Source organism: Nocardia sp. CDC160 (assembly GCF_035818795.1).
Taxonomy (GTDB): Bacteria; Actinomycetota; Actinomycetes; order Mycobacteriales; family Mycobacteriaceae; genus Nocardia.
In genome coordinates this window covers 545,993-567,571 of sequence record NZ_JAYKYT010000002.1, presented here as the reverse complement: position 1 = coordinate 567,571, position 21,579 = coordinate 545,993, and the positions used below count along the sequence as shown (strand labels likewise).

The window sequence follows — 21,579 nt, the reverse complement described above, 5'->3', positions numbered from 1 at the left end:
TCTGTTGTATCGGGTTTGCCACTGTCGGTGTTCACGGCGTCCCTCCCGGAGATGCGTCGAGAATGCGGGCCCAGTGCTCGTCGAGGACCCGCGCGATGGCCGCGAGCGCGTGCGGTGCGGTCAGTTCGTCATGGCTGACGTCGATGTCGTGATTGCTGATGGTCCCGGTGATCCAGGGCCGCCAGCCCTCGGGCCCGAAGATGTCGGAGGAGTGCACGGTGGCGCTGAAATACAGTGCGTCGCCGTGGAATACGGGCCGTCGATAGCCGGTGCGGGTGTCGGCGGAGGCATTGTAGGAGGCGGCCATGCGTTCGAGGGTTCGCGCGTCGACCAGCGACACCCCGCCCATGCGTTCGCGAATCAGCTCGGCGGCCTGTTCGGCGCTGGTGTCGGCGGGGATATCGGAGATGCCGAAGACCGACCCGAAGGTGGCGACGAACGATCCGGCGGTGAGCTTCTCGATGCTGCCGCCGTCGATATCGGTGCTGTCCGCGTCGAGCAGGGCCAGGGTGGCGACCTCGTCTCCGTGTGCCTCGAACTGGGCGGCGACGGCGTGGGCGATCAGGCCGCCGAAGGACCATCCGAGCAGATGATAGGGGCCGTGCGGTTGCAGTCGGCGGATTTCGGCCACGTAGCGTCGCGCGAAGTCCTCGATGCTGCGGGCGTGCGGTTCCCCGGACAGGTCGGGTGCCTGCAGACCGTAGATGGGTCGGCCGGGGGCGAGGGCGTCGGCCAGGCCGAGGTAGGTCCAGGCGATGCCCGAGGACGGGTGGATGCAGAACAGGGGTGGCTGCTCGCCGCCGGGCCGAATGGGCAGCACCACGTCCAGTCCGAGGCCGGGTGCCGAATCCGCCCGGGAGGCGGCGAGTTCGGCGGCGGCCTGCTGTTCGCGCAGTTCGGCCAGGAACTGGCGTTCGGCCTCGGCGGCGAGTTCGGCGGCGGGGGAGGCCGCGAAATAGGCCGCGGCGGACAGCGCGTCGGTCCACAGGTGGGCCAGCATCGTGACTTCGTGGCGGGGCAGCAGGGTTTCGGGGAAGGTGAAGCTGGCCTGCAGCCGGTCGCCGACGACGACCGCGTTGATTTCGATCTCGGCGGTGACGGGCACGTCGGGATGTTCGGTGGCCTGTAGATCGCCGAATTCGTCGGTGGGCAGCCAGCCGAGATCCTCCAGCCCGGCCGGAATGTCGGCGGTGGCGTAGCGGCCGAGGTAGTTGAACCCGATGCGGCCGGGCACCCGTTCCGGCAGCCGGGCACCGGTGTCGGAGTTGAGGTAGCGCAGCATCCCGTAGCCGATGCCCTTGTCCGGCACCGCCGCCAGCTGGTGTTTCACCGCGCGAATGGCCGCGCCCATGGCCGGTCCGCCCGCGAGCGCGTCGCGAATCGGGATGTCGGACAGGGCCAGTCGGACCGGGTAGACGGTGGTGAACCAGCCGAGGGTGCGCGACAGATCGGCTCCCGGAATGATCTCCTGTTGCCGCCCATGGCCTTCCATTCGCACCAGGACCGCCTCGACGGGTTCCATGCGCCAGCGTTGGATGGCCAGCGCCAGGCTGGCCAGCAGCGCGTCCTCGACGGTGCCGTCGAACAGCGCGGGCAGGGTGGTGAGCAGTGTCGTGGTGGTCTCGGCGTCGACCTCCACCTCGACCGCCCGCACCGTGGACACTCGATCGACGGCCGGATCGAGTTCCCGGGAGCCCAGGCGCGGGTCGGGGGTCGCGGCGATCTCGCGCCAGTAGTCGAGCTCGGCGGTCCGCCGCGGCTGCTGGGCCGCGTCTCTGAGCGCATAGGCCCAGCGCCGCATGGACGTTCCGGTCTCGGCCAGGATCGGTGGCTGGCCGCCGCTGATCTGCGCCCAGGCCGCGATGAGGTCCGGAATGAGGATGCGCCAGGACACGCCGTCGATCACCAGGTGGTGTGCCACCAGGATGAGGCGGCCGCGGCGATCGGGCGGGCTGTCCGGCGCGGGATCGAGCCAGACCAGTTGCAGCACGGTCCCGGTATCCGGATCGAGTCGGTCCAGCGCCGAATTCAGTTCGGTGACAGCGTATTCCCGCAACTCGACGCTGTCGGCGGTGTCGAATTCGATGCGGTGCAGCAGCCGGTCCACCTCGACCGCACCGGGCGGCCGGGTGCGCAGCCGCCAGTCGCCGTCGATGAACGCCAGGTGGGCGCGCAGCATGTCGTGCTGGTCGACGACGGCGGTGACGGTGGCGACGAGTTGTTCGCGCTCGATGCCGCGCGGCAGCTCCAGCACCGCCGTCTGCGCGAATCTGCGGTGGTCGCCGCCGCGTTCGAGCATCCAGCGTACGATCGGGGTGAGCGGTATCTCCCCGACCCCGCCGCCGGGCAGTTCGTCGAGGGTGACGGTTTCGCCCGCGGCGGCCGCGAGCTCGGCCAGGGCGGCCACGGTGCGATGCTCGAACACCTGCAGCGGGGTGAGTTCGATGCCGCGCAGTCGGGCTCGGGACACCAGTTGGATGGCGAGAATGCTGTCGCCGCCGAGCGCGAAGAACGAGTCGTGCACGCCGACCCGGTCCCGGCCCAGCAGCTCGGCCATGATCTCGGCCAGCGCGGTTTCCAGATCCGTTGTCGGCGCGCGGTATTCGGTCTCGGCCTCGAAGACCGGCGCGGGCAGCGCCTTGCGGTCGAGCTTGCCGACGGCATTGAGCGGGATGGCGTCGAGCACCACGAACGCCGAGGGCACCATGTAGCCGGGCAGCCGGTCGGCGGCGTGCGCGCGCACCGCCGCCACGTCGACCTCGCGGCCGGGTTCGGCCAGCAGGTAGGCGGCCAGGGCGGTGCCGCCGCCCGGACCGGAAACGCCCAGCGTGACCGCGAATTCGACCCCGTCGGCCGCCGACAGCGCCGCGTCGATCTCGCCCAGTTCGATGCGCTGGCCGCGCACCTTGACCTGGAAGTCGGTGCGGCCCAGGTATTCCAGGCGGGGTTCGTCCAGGTAGCCGGTCCAGCGCACCAGATCGCCGGTGCGATACAGCCGTTCGCCGGGACGGCCGTACGGGTCGGCGACGAACCGGGCCGCGGTGAGCCCGGGTCGTCCGTGATAGCCGCGGGCCAGGGCGGGCCCGGCCAGATACAGCTCACCGGCCACGCCCATGGGCACGGGGCGCAGCCGATCGTCGAGGACCAGGGTGCCCGCGCCACGGATGGGTGTGCCGATGGTGACGGGCTGTCCCGCCACCAGCGCTTCGGAAGCCGTTGCCCAGATGGTGAATTCGGTCGGACCGTACAGGTTGATCAGCGTGCGGCCGGTGGCCCAGCGCGCCACCAGATCCGGACCGATGGCCTCGCCCGCCACGGCCAGCACCCGCACGCTCGACACCGCGTCCGGATCGAGGGTCGCCAGCGCCGACGGCGTGATCACCAGGTGGGTGACCCCCTGCGTCGCAATGAGATCGGTGAGCGGCTGCCCGCCGAACACCTCCGGTGGCGCGACCACGGCGGTGCCGCCGGACCCGAACGCCATGAGCGCCTCGAAGGCGGAGGCATCGAAACTCGGTGAGGCGACCTGCAAGACGCGGCAGTGCTCGCCGAGCGCGAGCAAATCGCGTTGCGCCCGAACCAGGTCGGCGAGTCCGCGATGCGAGACGGACACGCCCTTGGGTGTCCCGGTGGATCCGGAGGTGTAGATCAACCAGGCGGGCTGGTCCGGATGGGTCGGCATGGCGCGAACACGCCCACGCCCCAACTCGATTCGCACACTGGAGGCGTCCGGATCGTCCAGGACGAGCCAGCCGATGCTGTCGGGCAGCACGCCTCGATGCGCACTCGTGGTGAGCCCGAGCAGCGCGCCGGAATCACCGAGCATGTGATCGATGCGGTCCATTGGATGGCGCGGGTCGATGGGCAGGAACGCGGCCCCGGCCTTGGCGCACGCCCACATCGCGGTGATCAGCTCGACGCCCCGGGAAAGCGCTAGCGCCACAACGGTTTCCGATCCGGCCCCGGCGGCCGCCAGCTGCATGGCCAGCCGCTGCGAGGCGGTGTCGAGCTCCCGATAGGACACCGTCCGCCCGTCGGCGATGATGGCCGGGCAGAGCCGGTGTGCCGTGGCGGCGGCCCGGAAAACCTGTGCCAGCGTGGTGAGTCCGACGGTCCCGGGTCCCCGCAGTGGCACCAGCGCGGCCCGCTCGGCCTCGTCGAGCAGATCGATATCCGACAGCCGTACACCCGGGTCGGCGGTGACGGCGGTCAGTATCCGCTGCCAGCGCGTCACCAGCCGCGCGGCCGTGGCCTCGTCGAACAGATCGGTCGCGAAGGTCAGCGTTCCCTCGAGCCCGGCCTGTTCGGTTCCCGGCAGTGGCGAACGCAGATCGAAGGTCAGATCGAATTGCGAGGCATCCCGCTCGAGCGGCTCGACCTCAACCCGCAGTCCCGGGAATTCCACGGCGGGCGTGGTGAAGTTCTGTAGCGACAGCGACACCTGGAACAGCGGATGCTGGGCGGTCGAACGCGGTGGATCCAACACCTGTACGAGGCGTTCGAACGGCACCTCGGCGTGTGCGAAGGCATCCAGGTCGGTGGCCCGCACCTCGCCGAGGAACTCCCCGAACCCCCGGGCCGGATCGACAATCGTCCGCAGCGCCAGCGTATTGACGAACATCCCGACCAGATCGTCGAGCGCCGCCTCCCCACGCCCGGCGACCGCGGTCCCGATCACCACATCGTGCGTCCCGGCCAGGCGCGAGAGCAGCACCGCCAGCGCGGCATGCAACACCATGAACAGACTGGTGTCGGTGGCCGTCGCCAGTTCCGTGAGCGCCGAATGCAATTCGCCGTCCAGCCGGAAGGCGAGGTCCGCGCTTCGCATGGACTGCACCGCGGGCCGTGGCCGATCCGTCGGCAACTCCAACACATCCGGTGTCGCCGCCAACCGCTGCGACCAGTACCGAATCTGTTGCGCCGCCCGGGATTCCGGGTCCTTCTCATCCCCGAGCAACTCCCGCTGCCACAGCGCGTAGTCCGCGTACTGCACCCGCAACGGCGGCCGTTCGGCCCCCACGCCGGAAGTCCGCGCGAGATACGCCGCCATGAGATCGGTGGCCAACGGCGCCATGGAGGTCCCGTCCGCGCTGATGTGGTGCACGACCAGCACCACGACGTGGACGTCGGTGCCCGGCAGCACCCGGAACAGCCCGACCCGCAGCGGCGCTTCCCGGGTCAGGTCGTACCCGCCGCCGGTCAGCTCCTCGATCCGATGGCGCAGTGGCGCACCGTCTTCGACGTCGGCCAGCTCGATATCGGGTGCGGCGGCCTCCGCGCCGAGCACCACCTGGCGCGGCCCGTCGGCATCGGCCGGGTAGATGGTGCGCAGGGTCTCGTGGCGCGCCACCACATCGGCGACGGCCCCGCGCAGCGCGTCCACGTCCAGCGCGCCGGTGAGCCGCAGCGCGGCGGTGATGTTGTAGGCGGCGGAGGTGGGGTCGAGGCGGTTGAGGACCCACATGCGCTGTTGGGCCGGGGACAAGGGGATTCGGTCCGGTCGGATGCGCGGGGCCAGCGTGGGCAGGCCCGGGATCTCGGAGCCGGGGACGATGCGGGCGGAGAGTTGGGCGACGGTCGGGGCATCGAACAGGTCGCGCAGGGCGACGGTCGCGCCGAGGGCGGCATTGACGCGCGCCACCACGCGGGTGGCGGTCAACGAGTTGCCACCGAGTTCGAAGAAGGAGCGGTCGATGCTCACCCGGTCGGTCTCGAGCACGTCGGCGAAGACCTGGGCGACCGCGGTCTCGACCGGTGTGCGCGGGGCCAGATACCGCTGGTCCAGGGTGGCGAAATCCGGTGCGGGCAGCGCGTTCCGGTCGAGCTTGCCGACCGGGGTGAGCGGGACGTCGTCGAGTTCGATGAGATAGCTGGGCACCATGTAGCCGGGCAGCGCGGCGGCGATGCGGGTGCGCAGCAGTTCGGTGTCGAGGGTCCGGCCGGGTGCGGCGACCACGTAGGAGACCAGCACGGTCTGTCCGCCGGGCCCGGGGCAGCCGAGGGTGGCCGCGTAGTCGACCTGGTCGTCGGCGGCCAGCACCGCGTCGATCTCGCCGAGTTCGATGCGCAGGCCGCGGATCTTGACCTGGAAGTCGCTGCGCCCCTGGTATTCCAGTTCCAGCTCCATGCCCTCCGCGCCCTCGGAGCCCTCGGAGGTCTTGACCTCCACCCAGCGCACCATGTCCCCGGTGCGGTACATGCGCGCGCCCGGCCCGGCGTAGGGGTTGGCCACGAAACGCGCGGCGGTGAGCCCGAATCGGTTGAAGTAACCGCGCGCCAGGGCGGGCCCGGCCAGATACAGTTCGCCGGTCACGCCGACCGGCACGGGCCGCAGCCAGGTGTCGAGCACCAGCGCGGCGGCCCCGCGAATGGGCGCGCCGATGGTGATGGGCTCCCCGGGCAGCAGTTCACCCGGCCCGGTGGCCCACACGCTGAATTCGGTGGGGCCGTACAGGTTCACCATGCGCCGCCCGGCCGACCAGGCCGCCACCAGTTCCGGTCCGGCCGCCTCACCGGCCACCGACAGGCAACTGAGCTCGTCCAGCCCTGCGGGATTCATGGTGGCCAGGACCGAGGGGGTGATGACCGCGTGGGTGACGCCCTCGGTGCGCAGGAGTTCCTCGAGCGCGCTGCCGCCGTATACATCCGGCGGCGAGATGACCAGCCGTCCGCCCGCGCCGTGTGCCATGAGCAGCTCGTGGACCGAGGCGTCGAAGCTGGGCGAGGCCACCTGCAGGGCGCTGCTGGTCTCGTCCAGATCCAGCAGACTCTGCTGGGAGGCAACGAGATTGGCCAGTCCGCGATGGCTGAGCAGCACCGCCTTCGGCTTGCCGGTGGATCCGGAGGTGTAGATCAGATACGCGGTCTGGGCCAGATTGATGGGCCCGCCGCGTTCGGCGTCGGTGATGTACGCGTCCGACACCGTCATGACCCGGCGAATGGTGTTGAGGTCGTCGAGCAGCAGCCAGTCGATGCTGCCGGGCAGGGTCTCGCCCACATCGCACACCGTCACGCCGATGGGCGCGCGGGAGTCGGTGAGAATGTGCTCGATGCGCTCCACCGGATAGTTGGGGTCCAGGGGCAGGAAGGCCGCCCCGGTCTTGGCCAGCGCCCACACCGCCACCACCGATTCCACCGAGCGGGTCAGCGCCAGCACCACGAAGGTCTCGCGACCGACCCCGCGCCGCAACAGGACTCGCGCGAAGCGGTTGGACCAGGCGTCGAGATCGCGGTAGGTCATGGTCAGGCTGCCGGAGCTGACCGCGATGCCGTCCGGATTCGCCCGCGCTCCCGCGGCCAGAATGTCGGGCAGGGTGCGCAGGGGAGTGGGCTCGCCGCCGCGCACGGGCAGCAGTTGGGCGCGTTCGGCCGGGTCGCAGTGTTGCAGTTGGGCGGTGCGCCGCCCGGGGTGGTCGGCGATCTGGTCGAGCAGCAGCACGAACCGGTCGAGCAGTCGCCGCGCGGCGGCCTCGGGCAGCTCGTCGGCCATGAATTTGATGGTGAGGCGGAGGCTTTCGCCGCCGTCGGCGGCCCGCTGCGGAATCACCATGAGGTTCAGGGGATATGGCGTGGCGTCGGTGCCGGACACGTCGAGAATCCGCATGCCCGCGATATCGAGTGCGCGCGAGAGGGTTTCGCGGTCGATCGGATACGACTCGAAGACGGTCAGCGTGTCGAACAGTTCGGGCAGTCCGACCGCCCGGTGAATGGCCGCCAGCCCGACATGCTGGTGATCCAACAGCTTGGCCTGCTCGTCCTGCACCCGGGCCAGCAGATCGCCCACGCGCTCGGCGGGGTCCAGCCGCACCCGCACCGGCAGGGTATTGATGAACAGCCCCACCATGTCCTCGACCCCGGCCAGCTGCGGCGGTCGCCCGGACACGGTGCCGCCGAACACCACATTGGTGCGGCCGGTCAGCATGGCCAGCAGCAGCGCCCAGGCGGCCTGCACCGCCGTGTTCACCGTGGCCCCGCTGCCGCGCACGGTGGCGGTCAGCCGGTCCAGTCGGGCGGTGCCGAATTCGACCGAGACCATGCCGGATTCGGTGGAGGTGATGCCCGCGAGGGTGGGCACCGCGCGGGTCGGGGAGTCGACCCCGGCCAGCGCCTCGGTCCACACCGCGAGGGAGGCGGCATCGTCCTGTTCGCCCAGCCAGGACAGGAATTCGCGGTACGAATGCGCCGGTGTCCGCGGCAGTTCGTGTCCGGTGACGGTGGCCAGGTATCCGGCCAGCAGCTCGCGCACCACGAGCGGGGTGGACCAACCATCCAGTGCCAGATGGTGATTGGTCATGAGCAGCGTGTACGCCTCGGGCTCGGTGCGGATGAGGCTGAAGCGCAGCAGCGGCGGGCGGGTCAGATCGAAGCGGGTGCCCGCGTCCACCGCGAGCAGGCGGGCGAGTTCCCGCTGCCGCTCGGCGGGTTCGGCGATGGTGGTGAGATCCAGTTCCTGCCAGGGGAGTTCGGCCTCGCCCAGGACGAGCTGGCGCGGTCCGTCGGTGGTCTCGACGTAGGCCACCCGCAGCACCTCGTGCCGATCCAGCAGCGCCGCGGCCGAGGTCCGCAGTCGCGCGGCATCGACCCGCCCGGCCAACTGCAACCGCGTCTGGACCGTGTACCCGTCGGCGGTGTCGGTGTCGTAGCGCGCGTGGAAGAGCAACCCGTATTGCAGCGGCGACAAGGGCCAGACGTCGGCGAGATTCGGATAGGCCCGCTCCCACTCCTCGATCTGCCGCTGCGACACGGGAACCAGCGGGAAGTCCGAGGGCGTGAACCCGCCCGCACCGGCGTGCCGGGCATGCACCACCAGGGCGGTCACCGCCCGGCCCCACAGCTGGGCCAGCTCCCGGACCTGGCCCGCGCCGAGCACGCGGGAGGCGTAGGCCCAGGTCACCTCGAGACCGGCGTCGGTGTGGAAGGCATTGATGTCGACGACCGCCGCCAGGGGCGCGTCGTCGTCCTGGGTGGACGCGAATCGCACGGGCACCCACGGTGTTTCGGAGCTGCCCGCGTTCTCCACGCCCGCCCCGGTGCGGCCGAGATAGTTGAAGCTCAGCTGGGGCGTCGGCGCGCCCGCGAGCTCGGCGGCCGTCTCGTCGTCGAGGTAGCGCAGCATGCCGAACCCGACACCCTTGTCCGGAATCGCGCGCAGTTGTTCCTTGACCGCCTTGAGCGCCGCCCCCGCGGCCGGGCCGCCGTGGAAGGCGTCGTCCAGATCGATCCCGGCGAGGTCGAGCGCCACCGGGTACACGCTGGTGAACCAGCCGATGGTGCGGGAGATGTCCGCGCCCGGCAGGATCGACTCCTCGCGGCCGTGGCCCTCGACGGTGAGCAGGGTGCGGTGGGTGCCGCGCAGCTGCCCGACGGCCAGGGCGAGCGCGGTCAGCAGGGCGTCGTCGAGTCCGCAGTGGAAGCGGGCCGGAATGAATTCCTGTGCGGCCGCGGCGGTTCCGGCGTCGATCACGGTGCGCAGGCGGCCCATGGTGGCCACGGTGTCGACCCGGGGGTCGAGGGCGCGGGTGCCCAGTCGCGGGTCCGGTGTGGTGAGAATTTTGCGCCACAGCGGGAGTTCGTCCACGCGGGCGCGCGTCTGCTCCACCTGTCCGTGCGCCCACCGCCGGAAGGAGGTGCCGACCGGGGCGAGCGTGCCGCCCGCCCAGGCGGTGGCCAGGTCCGGCAGCAGAATGCGCCAGGACACACCGTCGGTGACCAGGTGGTGCAGGACCACCCACAGCAGCGGCAGCGCCTCCCCGCGCTCGATCAGCACGAAGCGCGCCACGATCCCCGCGGGCGGATCCAAAAGGTCGGCCGCGCGCTGCAATTCGTCCTCGCCGTCGCTGTCGGCGGTGGTGGTGACGGTCTCGATGAGCGCACCGGCCTCGACCGCGCCCACCGCGCCGACCCGCCATTCCCAGGCGCGGGCGCCGTCGGCGGCGGTGTGGGTGAGGGTGCTGCGCAGCAGGTCGTGCCGGTCGAGAAGGGCCTGGACCGCCGCGGTGAGCCGGGCGCGATCGATGTCGCGGGGCAGCGGAATCAGCACGGCCTGAGCGAATCTGGGCCAGGTGTCGCCCTGTTCGAGCATGTCGTGCACGATCGGCGTGAGCGGCACCGGGCCGACCGGGCCGCCGGGCAGCTCCCGCACCACCGGCGCGGTCACCTCGGTCGCCACCGCCGCCAGACCCGCGACCGTCTTGTGCTCGAACACATCCCGGGCGCGCAGCCCCAGCCCAGCGGCCTTGGCGCGGGCCACCAGCTGAATGGCGACAATGCTGTCGCCGCCGAACGCGAAGAAATTGTCGTCCGCCGCCACCGATTCCACGCCCAGCACCGCCGCGAACACCTCCGCGAGCAGGCGCTCACGCTCGGTGGCGGGTGCGCGGCCGACCCGGGCGCGTGTCCCGAAATCGGGGCGGGGCAGTGCGCGGCGGTCGACCTTTCCGGCCGGGGTCAGCGGCAGCGTTGCCAGCACCATCACCACCGACGGCACCATGTGCGCCGGAAGCTGCTGGGCGACCGTCTCTTTCACGCCCTCCGGGCTGACCGTCGCATCGGCGGCCAGGACATACGACACCAGGGCGGTCGCACCGCCGGGCGTGGTCGCGCCGACCGTAATGGCCATCTCGACGCCGGGATGCCGTGCGACCGCCGCGTCCACCTCACCGAGTTCGATGCGGAAGCCGCGCACCTTCACCTGGGTGTCGCCGCGACCCAGGTACTCCAGCTCCCAGCGCCCGGTGCGTCGCCGCCATCGCACCAGGTCCCCGGACCGGTACATGCGCTCGCCGGGCGCGAACGGGCTGGCCACGAACCGTTCGGCGCTCAGGCCGATGCGTCGGTGATAGCCGCGCGCCAAACCCGCACCGCTCAGATACAGTTCGCCGATCACACCGGGCGGGACCGGGCGCAGCCACGGGTCGAGCACGATGGCCGAGACGCCACGGGACGGCGCGCCGATGGTGATGGGATCCCCGGGTGCCAGGGGTGCGCTCAGCGTCGCGGTGATCGTGGTCTCCGTCGGCCCGTAGCCATTGATGACACACCGTCCGGCCCAGCGCACCGGCAGCTCGGGCGGGCAGGAGTCGCCGCCGACCACGACCGTCCGCAGGCGCGGCAGCGTCTCCGGTTCCAGCGAACCCGCCACGGCCGGAGTCACATTCAGGTGGGTGACCTCGAGCTTGCGCAGCACCCGCGCCAGCTCCTCGCCCGCGTAGGCGGCGGGCGGGACCACCGCCACCGTCGCGCCCACGGCGAAGGCGACCAGTAGTTCCTCGATCGAGATATCGAAGCTGGGCGACACGGCATGCGCCACCACGGCATCCGAGCCGACCCCGAACGCGGCCCCGGAACCGGTGACCAGATTGGTCAGGCCGCGATGGGTGACCGCGACACCCTTGGGCAGACCGGTCGAACCGGAGGTATAGATCAGATAGGCGACCTGGTCCAGCCGCACCGGCGCGTGCCGATCGGCATCGGTGACGGGTCCGGAATCGCTTGCCGCGAGTCGCTTCTCGGTCTCGGCATGGTCGAGTACCAGCCACTGCACCCGATCCGGCAGCGCGGGCCGCGCACTCGCCACCGTCAAACCCGCGACCACCCCGCTGTCGGTGATCATGTGCTCGATGCGATCGACCGGATAGCCCGGATCGATGGGCACGAAGGCCGCGCCGGTCTGCGCCACCGCCCACATGGCCAGCACCGACTCCGCCGACCGCGGAATCGAGATGGCCACGGCGCGTTCGGGTCCCGCGCCCGCCGCGATGAGGACCCGGGCCAGCCGGTTGGCGTATTCGGTGAGCTCCCGATAGGTGTAGGCGGTCCCGTCGATCCGCATGGCGATGGCGCCGGGCGCGCGCTCGGCCCCGGCGGCGAGGATCTCGGGCAGGGTGCGCGCGCGACTGCCATTGCGGCCGTGCGCGGGCACGAGCTCGGCGTGCTCCTCGGCGGAGACGGCCGTCACCGCGGCCACGTGCTGGTCGGGGCCGTCGGCGAGAAAGCGGTGGAGGAACTCCAGGAAGCGGGCGTGCAGGCCCGCGAGTTCGGTGTCGCCGTAGCGATTCGGATTGGCCTGGAAGTCGATGTGGGTGGCTTCGCCGCCGCCACCGGGATACACGTTCACGAACAGGTCGTCGATGAGTCCCGAGGTCAGCACGTGCAGCCGCCCGGTGACCTCGCCCAGGCGAATGCGGGTGTCGGCGAGCATGAGATTCACCGTCGGACCGAACCCGGCCACCTCGTCCATGGCCCAGCCGAGGTCGCGAATGATGTCCTCCTGCCGGTACCGCTGGCGGCGCAGGGCCGCGGTGAGCTCACCCTGGGTGCCGCGAATCAGATCGCCGACGGTGGCGGTAGGGGCCGGGCGCAGGCGCAGCGGAACCACATTGGCGACCATGCCGCCGGAGCGGCGCAGGGTGGCGGTGGTGCGGCCGGACACCGGCAGGCTCAAGACGATCTCGTCCGCACCGGTCATCGCGCCGACATAGGCGGCGAAGGCGGCGACCACGACCGGGGCCGGACTGGTGGACAGGGCCGCGGTCATCGAATCCAGCAGGGCCGCCGTCGATTCCGGCAGCGCACCGCTGAGCAGGCGCGGGTGCGCGTCCACCGCGCCGGTGCGCCGACCCAGCATGGCCGGTTCGGGCAGGCCCGCCAGGTGCTCGCGCCAGTAGTCGCGGTCGGCCTGGAGCTTGTCCGAATCGCGGTATGCCGCATCGGCTTCCACGATCCGCTGCAACGGCTCGGCCTTGCCGGGCGGGATCTCGCCCCCGGTGCGGGCGGTGTTGTAGATCTCCGAGGTGCGCTGCAGCATGGTGAGCGCGCCGACGCCGTCGATCAGGATGTGGTGGAAGCGCGAATACCAGTAGAACCGATCCGGGGCCAGCCGCAGCATGGCGACCTTGCACAGGCGGTCGCGGGTGAGATCCAGCGAGGCGGTGTACTCGGCGTACATCCACGCCCGGGCGGCCGCTTCCGGATCGGGCGCATCGCTCAGATCCACGGTCTCGATGCGGTCGTCGAGCGTGGTGTCGACGAGTTGCATGGGCAGCTCGTCGATTTCGATCAACCGCAGGTAGCCGGTGCCGAACTCGCGCCCCGCCCGCCGCGCCGCGTCCGCGAGCAACTCCACGTCCACCGCGCCGCTGAACTCGACATACTGCGCAATGGAGACGGGTGTGTCACCGGCCAGCTGCTGGGCGAACCAGATGCCGCGCTGGGCCGCCGAGAGGGGAAAGGCCGGGGAGGTATCGGAGGTGGCGGCGGACAGGGTGCTGGGAGAAGCCATGCTGCTGAAACCTTCTGCGGCCTATGAAGATTCGGGCGGACCGAGTGCGTGGGCGGGGAATTCCCGGGGGTGGACCGGGCCGCGGTGGCTCAGGAGGCCTTGCGCGCCAGGTGGAGTTCCGCCTCGGTGAGCGGCGCGTCCGAGCCGGTGAGGTACTGCACCAGGGTGGAGCGGTCGTCGAGCACGAGCCAGCGGCTCGCGTCGGTGATCAGCTCCCGCCCGGCCTTGGTGGTGATGCCGAAATCGGCACGCGCCAGGGTGGTTTCGGTGGTGAGCGGCACCGGCGTCGCGCCGGTCTTGGCAATGGCCATGCGGGCCACCACGGCCTCGAGCCGCGGGGTCTCCGCGATCGCGATGCGGGCGCCGGGGTGGGCTCCGAGGCGCAGCAGCATGCGCGCCAGGCGATTGCTCCAGCGATCCAGTTCGGTGTTGGTCAGGTCGCAGTCGGCGGCGGGCGATTCGACCGGCTTGCACATCGAACATCATCCTCTCGAAGGGGGCGCTTGCGGTGGTGTTCGGGATGTATCCACTGTCGCCGCCGCGCGCGGTGGTCGATAGCGACCACAGTGCTGCGCATTTCCGCTCCGAGGGTGTGGGTTCACCCACCCTGGGGTGGGTGGAAGATCAACCGCCGGAATCGATCATGACCGTCGTGATCATGACCGCTTGTCCAGGTCGATCATGGTCTGCTGGATCATGGAGATCGAATCGCGCGGGCTCAGCGCCATGGCGCGCAACTGGTCGAACATCACCCCGTAGCGCCGCACCTCCGGATGACCCTCGATCAGCTCGTCGCTGGCGATGCCCTCCACGTAAACCAGTTCCGGGTCAGCGGGATCCGGGAAGTCCAGCAGCGTGAAGGAGCCCAGCATGCCCGGGTGCGCGCCCGCGTCGAAGGGCAGGATCTGCAGGATCACATTGCGCTTCTCGGTGTGCTCGAGCAGCAGGCTGAACTGCTGGCCCATCACCCCCGGGCCGCCCACCAGGCGGCGAATGACGGCCTCGTCGAGCACCACCCACAGCTCTAGCGGATCGTCCTTGGTGAGCACCTTGGCCCGCTCCTGCCGCGCCCGAATGCGTTGCTCGATAACCTGATCCGAGACCTTGGGCATGGTGGTCTGGTAGACCGCGTTGGCGTACGCCTCGGTCTGCAGCAGGCCGGGGACGTAGGTGGACTGGAAGAACCGCGCCGAGAGCGCCTCGGCCTCGAAGTTGATGTACGCGCCGTAGACCTCGGAGACGGCGTCCTCGAAGGAGCGCGCCATGCCGGGGCGGAGCGCATCCACCAGCAACTGCAAGGCATCTGAACGTTGCGGCTCGCCGATGCCGTACAGGTCCAGCATGGCGGTCAGGGTGCGGCGCTGTGGCCTGGCCTGAGCGGTCTCGATGCGGTAGAGCGTGGTCACATTGATGCCGGTCTTGGCGCTGACCACCTCTTTGCTGAGCCCCGCGCTTTCGCGCATCTCGTGGAGCATCGCGGCGAGCCGCCGCAAACGGACGGTAAGCACGGTGCGCTTGCCTGCCATGACAACCCTTTCGCTTGGCGCACTTGCAAGAACGCAGTATTGCGTTCTTGCATTTGTAAGAGCATGATCCAGCTAGCCTATTCGTGTACGGCCGATCCGATGACCGGTATAGCTGAATCCGGAGACCAATCATGTTGGTGCGATTAGTGATGCTGTCGGGTGCGTTTTGGGAGTCGCGATGACCATGTCCATAGCCGGTGTCCTGCCGACCGCTCCGCAATTGCTCTGCGCCTTCCAGGGCAGGCGATTTCAAGATCGAGTTTTGTTGCGGTCGGCGCACGCTCTCGCCGAACTGCACGAACGTCGTGCCCAAGTGCGGGATCCCATGATGGTCAGTGAGATCGATTGTCGCCGCGGCGAACTCGTTGACGATATCAACGATTGGGTGGAGCAGGAACTGCCGCAGCACCGCAACGGCGCCGCGTTGCACACCGAGAGTCTGGGCGCGGTGGTGGACCGCATGGCCCGGAGCTGGGTGGAAGCCAATCAGGTGATAGATCATGAAGGCGCGGCCAGTGATAACACCCATAAACACTGGTACCATCTTGCCGAACTGGTTGACGGCTACACTGATCTCGTAATCGACGTGGCCGGTGGCCGCCGCCGTTTACCAGAACAATGATTCTAAATGCATTGACACAATTGATGTATTGCTAGCGAACCATTGATCGTCAGCGGTGACGTCAACCGAGTAGCGCTATCGGACCAATAGCTCGCTCGAACCGTAAGACGTCGCCCGCCACAAGACGGCGGGCGCAACGGGGCGCCCCGCCCGGCGTGCCGCGTGGTCGACTGGCGCGGCACGCCCGCCCCACGCTTTTCCATTGCGGGGGTGCCGCAAGCTCATTCGCACTGTGTCCTTTTCACGAAGGCGCGACCACACACGTGCGGGTGTAATCGGCATTTCCCACTGTGAGGGACGGAGTTCAATTCATGAACACGGGCGAGGCCTCTGCCCAGGACCTGTATCGGCGGGCCAGCGACGGCACGTTCCGCCTGGAAGTGGCGACGGCGCGCAAGTGTGCCGCAAACTTCCTGCGGTTCGCAGACGCGCTGGACCCGCAGCTCGAGCGCAGTCGCGACACGCACTCCCTCACCGGCTTCGGCGATGTCGATTCCGCCCACCAGCTCCGCCGCGGATTCGAGCACAAGGGCCGCGATCTCACCGCGGCCCTGACCGCACTCCAGGACTCGGCCCTGGACATGGCCGCCGCCTACCTCCTGGCGGCGGGCCTCATCCAGGCCACCGACGACACCCATTCCCGCACCCTGCTCGCCGCCTCCGCGGGCCTGCCCGGGTGCCCACCGACTTCGGGGTTCTGATCCCTCACCCGGAGAACAGTTGGGCCGGTGCCTGAATCCCCAGGTACCGGCCCAACTCTCGGTTCAGGGTCGAGGAATGCTCAGCTGTTCCCGGAGAACGCCATGGTCGTCCCCACCCCGATGATCATCACCCCGCCGGTGGCGCCCACCGCCTCCACGCGCTTGGGCGACCGCGCGAACCACTCTCGCGCCGAGGCCGCCCCCACGGCCCACACCGCATCCGAAAGCACCTGCAGCACAGGGAAACACGCCCCGATGATCAGAAATTGCACCGGCAGCCACCCCGCCGAGGGCACCGCGAACTGAGGTAGCACCGCCGCGAAGAACACCACCGTCTTCGGATTCGTCACCCCCACCAGAAACCCTTGCCGCACCACTCGCCGTGCCGTCCCGTCCGGCAGCGGCCCCCGCAGTGCCTCCGACAACTTCCGCCGCTCCCGAATCGCCATGGCCCCCAGGAAGATCAAATACACCGCCCCCGCGATCTTCACCGCCAAGAACAACATCGCCCACGCCATCAACAGCGCCCCCAGGCCCAGCGAAGCCCCAACCAGGCACACCGTCGTCCCCATCCCGGTCCCGACCACCGACAACACCGCCGCCCGCCGCCCCAACGCCAGCGCTCGACCCACCGTGAACATCACGTTCGGCCCGGGAATCACGATCAGGATCAGCGCGGCCACCCCGAAGGCGACCACATGCGACAGCGGAACCATCAGCGGGTCTTCCAGTAGTTGTCGGGGCCCACCACCTGGATGACGGTGTGGGCGGGGGCGTCGACATTGGGTTCGAGGGAGGAGTCCTGGGTGAGGTTGATGTAGAGGGCGTAGGACTCGTAGAGGTAGCGGTATTGCTGGCGGCCCCAGCTGGAGTAGGTGGCGGCGAACATGGTCTTGAGGTTGGCCTGGCAGACGGAGCTGCCTACGCCCTGGGTGGGGCACCAGACGTCCCAGGTCTGGTCCTGGCCCTTGAGGCCGGAGTAGGTGGTTTCGGCCTCGGTGTTGGAGGGGAAGGCGAAGACCTCGATGGAGACCAGGATGGTCTGATCCGGGTTGAGGTAGACGCCGGTCATCATCTGCTGGCACTTGTTGTTCTGCAACGCGGTTTTCACGTTGTCGGACATGTTCTGCGAGACGCAGTCCTTCGCGCCGGAGGAGGTGCGGTTGTAGACCACGCCCTTGCTGTCGGTGAAGGTCGAGGGCAGCAGGGCGTCGGCGGTGAAGGGGGTCTTGTCGGTGGCCTGCTGGTTGAGGGTGGATCTGTCGAAGGCCGGGGTCGTCGTGGTCGGCGGGGCGGTGGTGGTCGGGGGAGTCGTGGTGGTGGTCGGGGCGGCGGTGGGCTTGGAATCCTTGCCGGTGAGCACCACCGCGCCGACGGCGATGGCGATGACCAGGATCACCAGCAGCACACCGAGGATGACCTTCAACGCGGTGTTGGAGCCATTGCCCTGCGGCGCACCGGAATACGCGACCTGCGGCTGCGGCTGGGACCAACCGGTCGATGAGGGAACCGGTGCGGTCAGCGCCACGGTCGGCAGGGCGGGCGCGCTCGCGGGCCGCTGCCCGACGTGGCGATCCAGCACCGCCAGACTCTCCGGCACGTAGTTCGCCCCGTCCGGCGTCAGGTAGGACGCCCGCAGCGCGTCACCCCACTCCAGCGCGGAAGGCCGTGCGTCCGGACCGAATCCGCCATGGCCGAACGCCCGATCGAACAGCGCCCGCACCCGCGGATCCAGATCCGGCGGGAACCCGACCGCGGGCTGCCACGGCGCGCCCGGCACGGCGGCCACGCCGGGATCCAGAAACAGGATGCGATACAGCAGTGCGGCCAGGTCGTGGCGATCCTGGTACCGGTCGTAGGCGGCGTCCAGGGGCCGCAGCCCGGCGGCATCGATCACGTACGCCAGCGGCGCGGACCCGTGCCACAGCACGTTCTTCGGCGACAGGTCCCCGTGGATCAGCTGCCGATCCTCGAACACCCGCACGATATCGCACAGCCGAATGGAAAGTCCCGCACGGAAATACGCCTGCGCCTGCCCGGGCGTCGCCCACAAAGCGTCCAGCGTGCGCGGCCGCCCGTCGGGCTGGAGGTAGTCCATCGGGATCAGCGGAAGCACCACCCCCGGCGGCGTCCCGTCCTGCACGACGACATCGATGGGCCAGTTGATCGCCTCCGCGGCATGGCCGGTCGACCCGCCCGCGGCCTCGGCGGCCAGCACCGTCTGCCGCCCGAAAAGCATTGCCTGCCGGGCCCATTCGATCTCGGTGGGCGAGGTCAGCGGCGTCCGAAGCTGCTTGTACAGCCGCTGCTGCCCTCGCGGATCGCGGCACAGGTACTGCACCGACCGACTCCCCGCCGCGTAGAACGGTTCCCCGTCCACCTCGTAGGAATCGCCCGACAGACCTGCTACGACCACCATCGAACTTCCCCCGCCCGATTCATGACTTCAGCAATGAGCCGAGCATACCGATCCACTCTCCGCCACGCCCGCCCATGAACGCAAGACACCGCTGACCGCCCCTCACTGGATCGGTCAGCGGTGTGGTGCGGTCGAACTCGTGCTGACCCGGGGTCAGCGGAGCGCCGCACGACCTTTCAAGCGGCCCAGGATGACCAGGGCGATCAAAGTGACCAACACCAGCAGGGTGGTGCTGGCGGCGGCGTCGAAGACCGCACCGCGGTCGGTGGCCGCGAAGATGGTCACGGGCAGGGTTTTCCAGGTGGCGGGGTAGACCATGATGGTCGCGCCGAGCTCACCCATGGACAGTGCGATGGCCAGGCCCGCGGCCGCGCCCAGGGCGGGCAGCAGCAGCGGGAGCGTGATCCGGAACAGGACCCGGACCGGGCCCGCGCCGAGGGATTCGGCGGCCTGGCGGTAGCCGGGGTCGAGTCGGTCCAGGGCGGCGGAGACGCCGCTGAAGGCGTAGGCCAGCACCAGCACCGTATGGGCCAGGATCACAATCCATTTGGTGCCGCCGAGCAGCAGCGGCTGCTCGTTGAAGGCGATGAGCACGCCCAGCCCGATGGCCACCGACGGCACGGCGACCGGCACGTGGAAGACCGCGTCGGTGATCCGCCGCAGCCAGGCCGGAGCCTCGATCGAGGCCAGCGCCGCCCAGGTGCCGAGCACCAGCGAGAACAGTCCGGCCAGCAGCGCGGTCTGTAAACTCACCGACAGGCTCGCGGATTCCTCACCGGAGAGCGCCCGATCGAAATTCGCGAAGCCCAGGTGCGAGGGCAGCGGCCCGGTCCACCGTCCGGCCAGCGCGGCGGCCACCACGGTGGCGATGGGCGCGACGAACACCACGGTGACCACGACCCCGAACACCGCGAGCACGATGGCCCGCCCGCGTCGCGTCCACACCAGCATGGGTCAGCTCTCCTTCCGCGCAGCGGTCAAGCGCGCGAACAGCAGTCGGTATCCGAGGTACAGGCTCAGCGACAGCAGCACCTGCACCGAGGCCAGCACCGCGGCCCCCGGCAGATCGAAGGTGACGATGCCGCGGGTGTAGATCAGCGCAGGCAGCGTGAGCACGCCCTTCGCGCCGGTGAACAGCACGATGCCGAATTCGTTGAGGGTCAACAGCAGGGTGAGGCTGCCGCCCGCCGCGAGCGCGGGCCATGCCTCGGGCATGACCACCTGCCGCAGGACCCGCCACGGCGAAGCGCCCAGGCTCGACGCGACATCCAGTTGCTCGCGCGGCAATTGGGCGAACGCCGCCAACAGCGGGCGGACGACGAAGGGCGTGAAGAACGTGACCTCGGCGAGGATCACGCCCCACTGCGTACTGAGGAAGTCCACGACCGGCTTGTTCCCGCCGGTGATCTGCTGGATCAGCGCGTTCACCGCGCCCGCCGTCCCGTAGAGGAACGTGAACGCCAGTGTCACAAGGAAAGACGGCAGGGTCAGCACCGAGTCGATGAGCCGACCCACCACCTGCGAGCCGGGAAACGGCACGAACGCCAACACGATCGCGAGGAAGGTCCCCAACACCAGACACCCGAGCGTCGAGCTGACCGCGATCATCACGGTCCGCCACAACGCGTTTCGAAACGATTCCTCCTCCAATACCTTCGACCAGGTCTGGACCCCTCGCCCGGACTTGGTCTTGGTCGACTCGGACAGCACCCGCACGATCGGATACACCGCCATGCCGATCACGATCAGGACCGGCGGCAGCGTCCACAGCACCGGCTGCCACGACCGTCGCTGTTCTCGTGTTTCGGGAGCCTCTGGTGCGGACGGGGTTTCGAGTAGCGCGGTCATGCGCGGGCCTCGCCGTCCGCTGCCGCCTCGGTGCCGATGCCCGGGGGAATGAGGACTCCGGCGGGATCGGGGAAGCGGATGCCGACGTGGTCGCCCGGCGCGATATCGGTGTGGCCCAGGACGTCTGCGGTCAATTCGTCCGGGATACCGGCCACGTCGAGGTGGAGGCGGGTGGAAGCGCCCTTCCAGACGCTGGTGATCACGGTGGCGCGCAGGGCGTCTCGCTCGGTGAGCGGGACGATCGCGATGGTGTGCGGGCGAATGCACAACTGCGCCTCGGCATTCGGGACCCAGTCGGGGCGGCCGACGCCGGGGCGTGGGGCCTCGGCGCGGAGGGTGCGTTCGCCGACCTTCACCAGGGCGGCGGTGCCGGAGACGTGCTTCACCTCGCAGGCCAGCAGGTTCGCGCCGCCCAGGAAGGAGGCGGTGAATTCGGTGGCGGGCTGCTGCCACAGCGTGTGGGCGGTGTCGATGTCGACCAGTCGCGCGTCGCGCATGACGGCGATCCGGTCGGCCAGCGCCAGCGCCTCGGCCTGATCGTGGGTCACGTACAGCATTGCCGTGTCGGGCAATGCCTTTCGCAGCTGCTGGAGCTCGCCCAGCATGTTCTGGCGCAGCTGGGCGTCCAGCGCCGCGAGGGGCTCGTCGAGCAGCAGCACCTTGGGTCGAATGGCCAGTGCCCGCGCGATGGCCACGCGCTGCTGCTGCCCGCCGGACAGCTCCCGGGGCAGTCGCTTGGCGTAGGCGCCCATGCCGACCATGTCGAGCGCCTCGCGCACCCGAGCGTCGATTTCGTTGCGCGCCACGCGATGTGCCTTCAAACCGAAGGCCACATTGTCGTGCACCCGCATGTGCGGGAACAACGCGTAGGACTGCACCACCACCCCGATCCCGCGCTTGGCGGGGGACAGGTCGGTGACGTCGCGCCCGGCCAGCCGCACCGCGCCCGAGGTGGGCCGGACGAATCCGGCCAGCGCCTTGAGCGCGGTGGACTTGCCGGAGCCGCTGGGCCCCAGGAGTGCGACCGTCTCCCCGGCGGCGACCCGCAGGTTGAAATCGGCCAGTGCGACAGTGGTTTTCTTGCCACGGCCGTAGGTGACACCGACCCGGTCGAACACGATGGCGGGTTCGGCGGTGGGGTCGGCGACCACCGCGGATGTCGTCGTCGGGGAGGACATGGTGCG

Annotated in this window: 10 protein-coding genes; 2 read left to right on the top strand and 8 right to left on the bottom strand. The window is 69.7% G+C overall.

What is annotated here, in order from left to right; all coding sequences use genetic code 11:
- Nucleotides 1-31 precede the first annotated feature (31 nt).
- From VMT40_RS10020 to VMT40_RS10010, 3 genes are all read right to left on the bottom strand, one after another.
- Nucleotides 32-13,279, bottom strand: coding sequence for a non-ribosomal peptide synthetase (locus VMT40_RS10020; RefSeq protein ID WP_326357705.1), 13,248 nt, complete (start codon nucleotides 13,277-13,279; stop codon nucleotides 32-34).
- An 89-nt stretch (nucleotides 13,280-13,368) separates the two neighbouring features.
- Entirely contained in the window at nucleotides 13,369-13,755 is a 387-nt protein-coding gene (locus VMT40_RS10015; RefSeq protein WP_326357704.1) for an AMP-binding protein, read from the bottom strand.
- A 180-nt stretch (nucleotides 13,756-13,935) separates the two neighbouring features.
- Nucleotides 13,936-14,805 (bottom strand): helix-turn-helix domain-containing protein, encoded by an 870-nt coding sequence (locus VMT40_RS10010; RefSeq protein WP_326357703.1) that lies wholly within the window; start codon nucleotides 14,803-14,805, stop codon nucleotides 13,936-13,938.
- 262 nt (nucleotides 14,806-15,067) lie between these two features.
- Here VMT40_RS10010 and VMT40_RS10005 point away from each other — a divergent pair, with 262 nt between their 5' ends.
- Entirely contained in the window at nucleotides 15,068-15,427 is a 360-nt protein-coding gene (locus VMT40_RS10005; RefSeq protein ID WP_442789970.1) for a DUF4254 domain-containing protein, read from the top strand.
- Nucleotides 15,428-15,738: 311 nt separating this feature from the next.
- Nucleotides 15,739-16,128, top strand: coding sequence for a hypothetical protein (locus VMT40_RS10000; protein ID WP_326357702.1), 390 nt, complete (start codon nucleotides 15,739-15,741; stop codon nucleotides 16,126-16,128).
- Between the two features lie 80 nt (nucleotides 16,129-16,208).
- Here VMT40_RS10000 and VMT40_RS09995 read toward each other — a convergent pair whose 3' ends face one another.
- The 5 genes from VMT40_RS09995 to VMT40_RS09975 all read right to left on the bottom strand — a co-directional run bounded on the left by VMT40_RS09995 (nucleotide 16,209) and on the right by VMT40_RS09975 (nucleotide 21,573).
- Complete coding sequence (locus VMT40_RS09995; protein WP_326357701.1) at nucleotides 16,209-16,844, bottom strand: LysE family translocator; 636 nt, start codon at nucleotides 16,842-16,844, stop codon at nucleotides 16,209-16,211.
- Nucleotides 16,844-18,547, bottom strand: a complete 1,704-nt coding sequence (locus VMT40_RS09990) for a hypothetical protein (RefSeq protein ID WP_326357700.1) — start codon at nucleotides 18,545-18,547, stop codon at nucleotides 16,844-16,846. The genes VMT40_RS09995 and VMT40_RS09990 overlap by 1 nt, the downstream gene beginning before the upstream one ends.
- 153 nt (nucleotides 18,548-18,700) lie before the next feature.
- Nucleotides 18,701-19,498: an ABC transporter permease gene (locus tag VMT40_RS09985; RefSeq protein WP_326357699.1), complete on the bottom strand. Its 798-nt coding sequence runs from the start codon at nucleotides 19,496-19,498 to the stop codon at nucleotides 18,701-18,703.
- Nucleotides 19,499-19,501: 3 nt separating this feature from the next.
- Entirely contained in the window at nucleotides 19,502-20,395 is an 894-nt protein-coding gene (locus VMT40_RS09980; protein ID WP_326357698.1) for a 2-aminoethylphosphonate ABC transporter permease subunit, read from the bottom strand.
- Nucleotides 20,392-21,573, bottom strand: a complete 1,182-nt coding sequence (locus VMT40_RS09975) for an ABC transporter ATP-binding protein (protein WP_326357697.1) — start codon at nucleotides 21,571-21,573, stop codon at nucleotides 20,392-20,394. Before VMT40_RS09975 ends, VMT40_RS09980 begins: the two co-directional genes overlap by 4 nt.
- Nucleotides 21,574-21,579 lie beyond the last annotated feature (6 nt).

Coding starts and splice junctions, on each gene's coding strand:
- VMT40_RS10020 (WP_326357705.1), bottom strand. CDS start 13,279: ATGGCTTCTCCCAGCACCCTGTCCGCCGCCACCTCCGATACCTCCCCG.
- VMT40_RS10015 (WP_326357704.1), bottom strand. CDS start 13,755: ATGTGCAAGCCGGTCGAATCGCCCGCCGCCGACTGCGACCTGACCAAC.
- VMT40_RS10010 (WP_326357703.1), bottom strand. CDS start 14,805: ATGGCAGGCAAGCGCACCGTGCTTACCGTCCGTTTGCGGCGGCTCGCC.
- VMT40_RS10000 (WP_326357702.1), top strand. CDS start 15,739: ATGAACACGGGCGAGGCCTCTGCCCAGGACCTGTATCGGCGGGCCAGC.
- VMT40_RS09995 (WP_326357701.1), bottom strand. CDS start 16,844: ATGGTTCCGCTGTCGCATGTGGTCGCCTTCGGGGTGGCCGCGCTGATC.
- VMT40_RS09990 (WP_326357700.1), bottom strand. CDS start 18,547: ATGGTGGTCGTAGCAGGTCTGTCGGGCGATTCCTACGAGGTGGACGGG.
- VMT40_RS09985 (WP_326357699.1), bottom strand. CDS start 19,498: ATGCTGGTGTGGACGCGACGCGGGCGGGCCATCGTGCTCGCGGTGTTC.
- VMT40_RS09980 (WP_326357698.1), bottom strand. CDS start 20,395: ATGACCGCGCTACTCGAAACCCCGTCCGCACCAGAGGCTCCCGAAACA.
- VMT40_RS09975 (WP_326357697.1), bottom strand. CDS start 21,573: ATGTCCTCCCCGACGACGACATCCGCGGTGGTCGCCGACCCCACCGCC.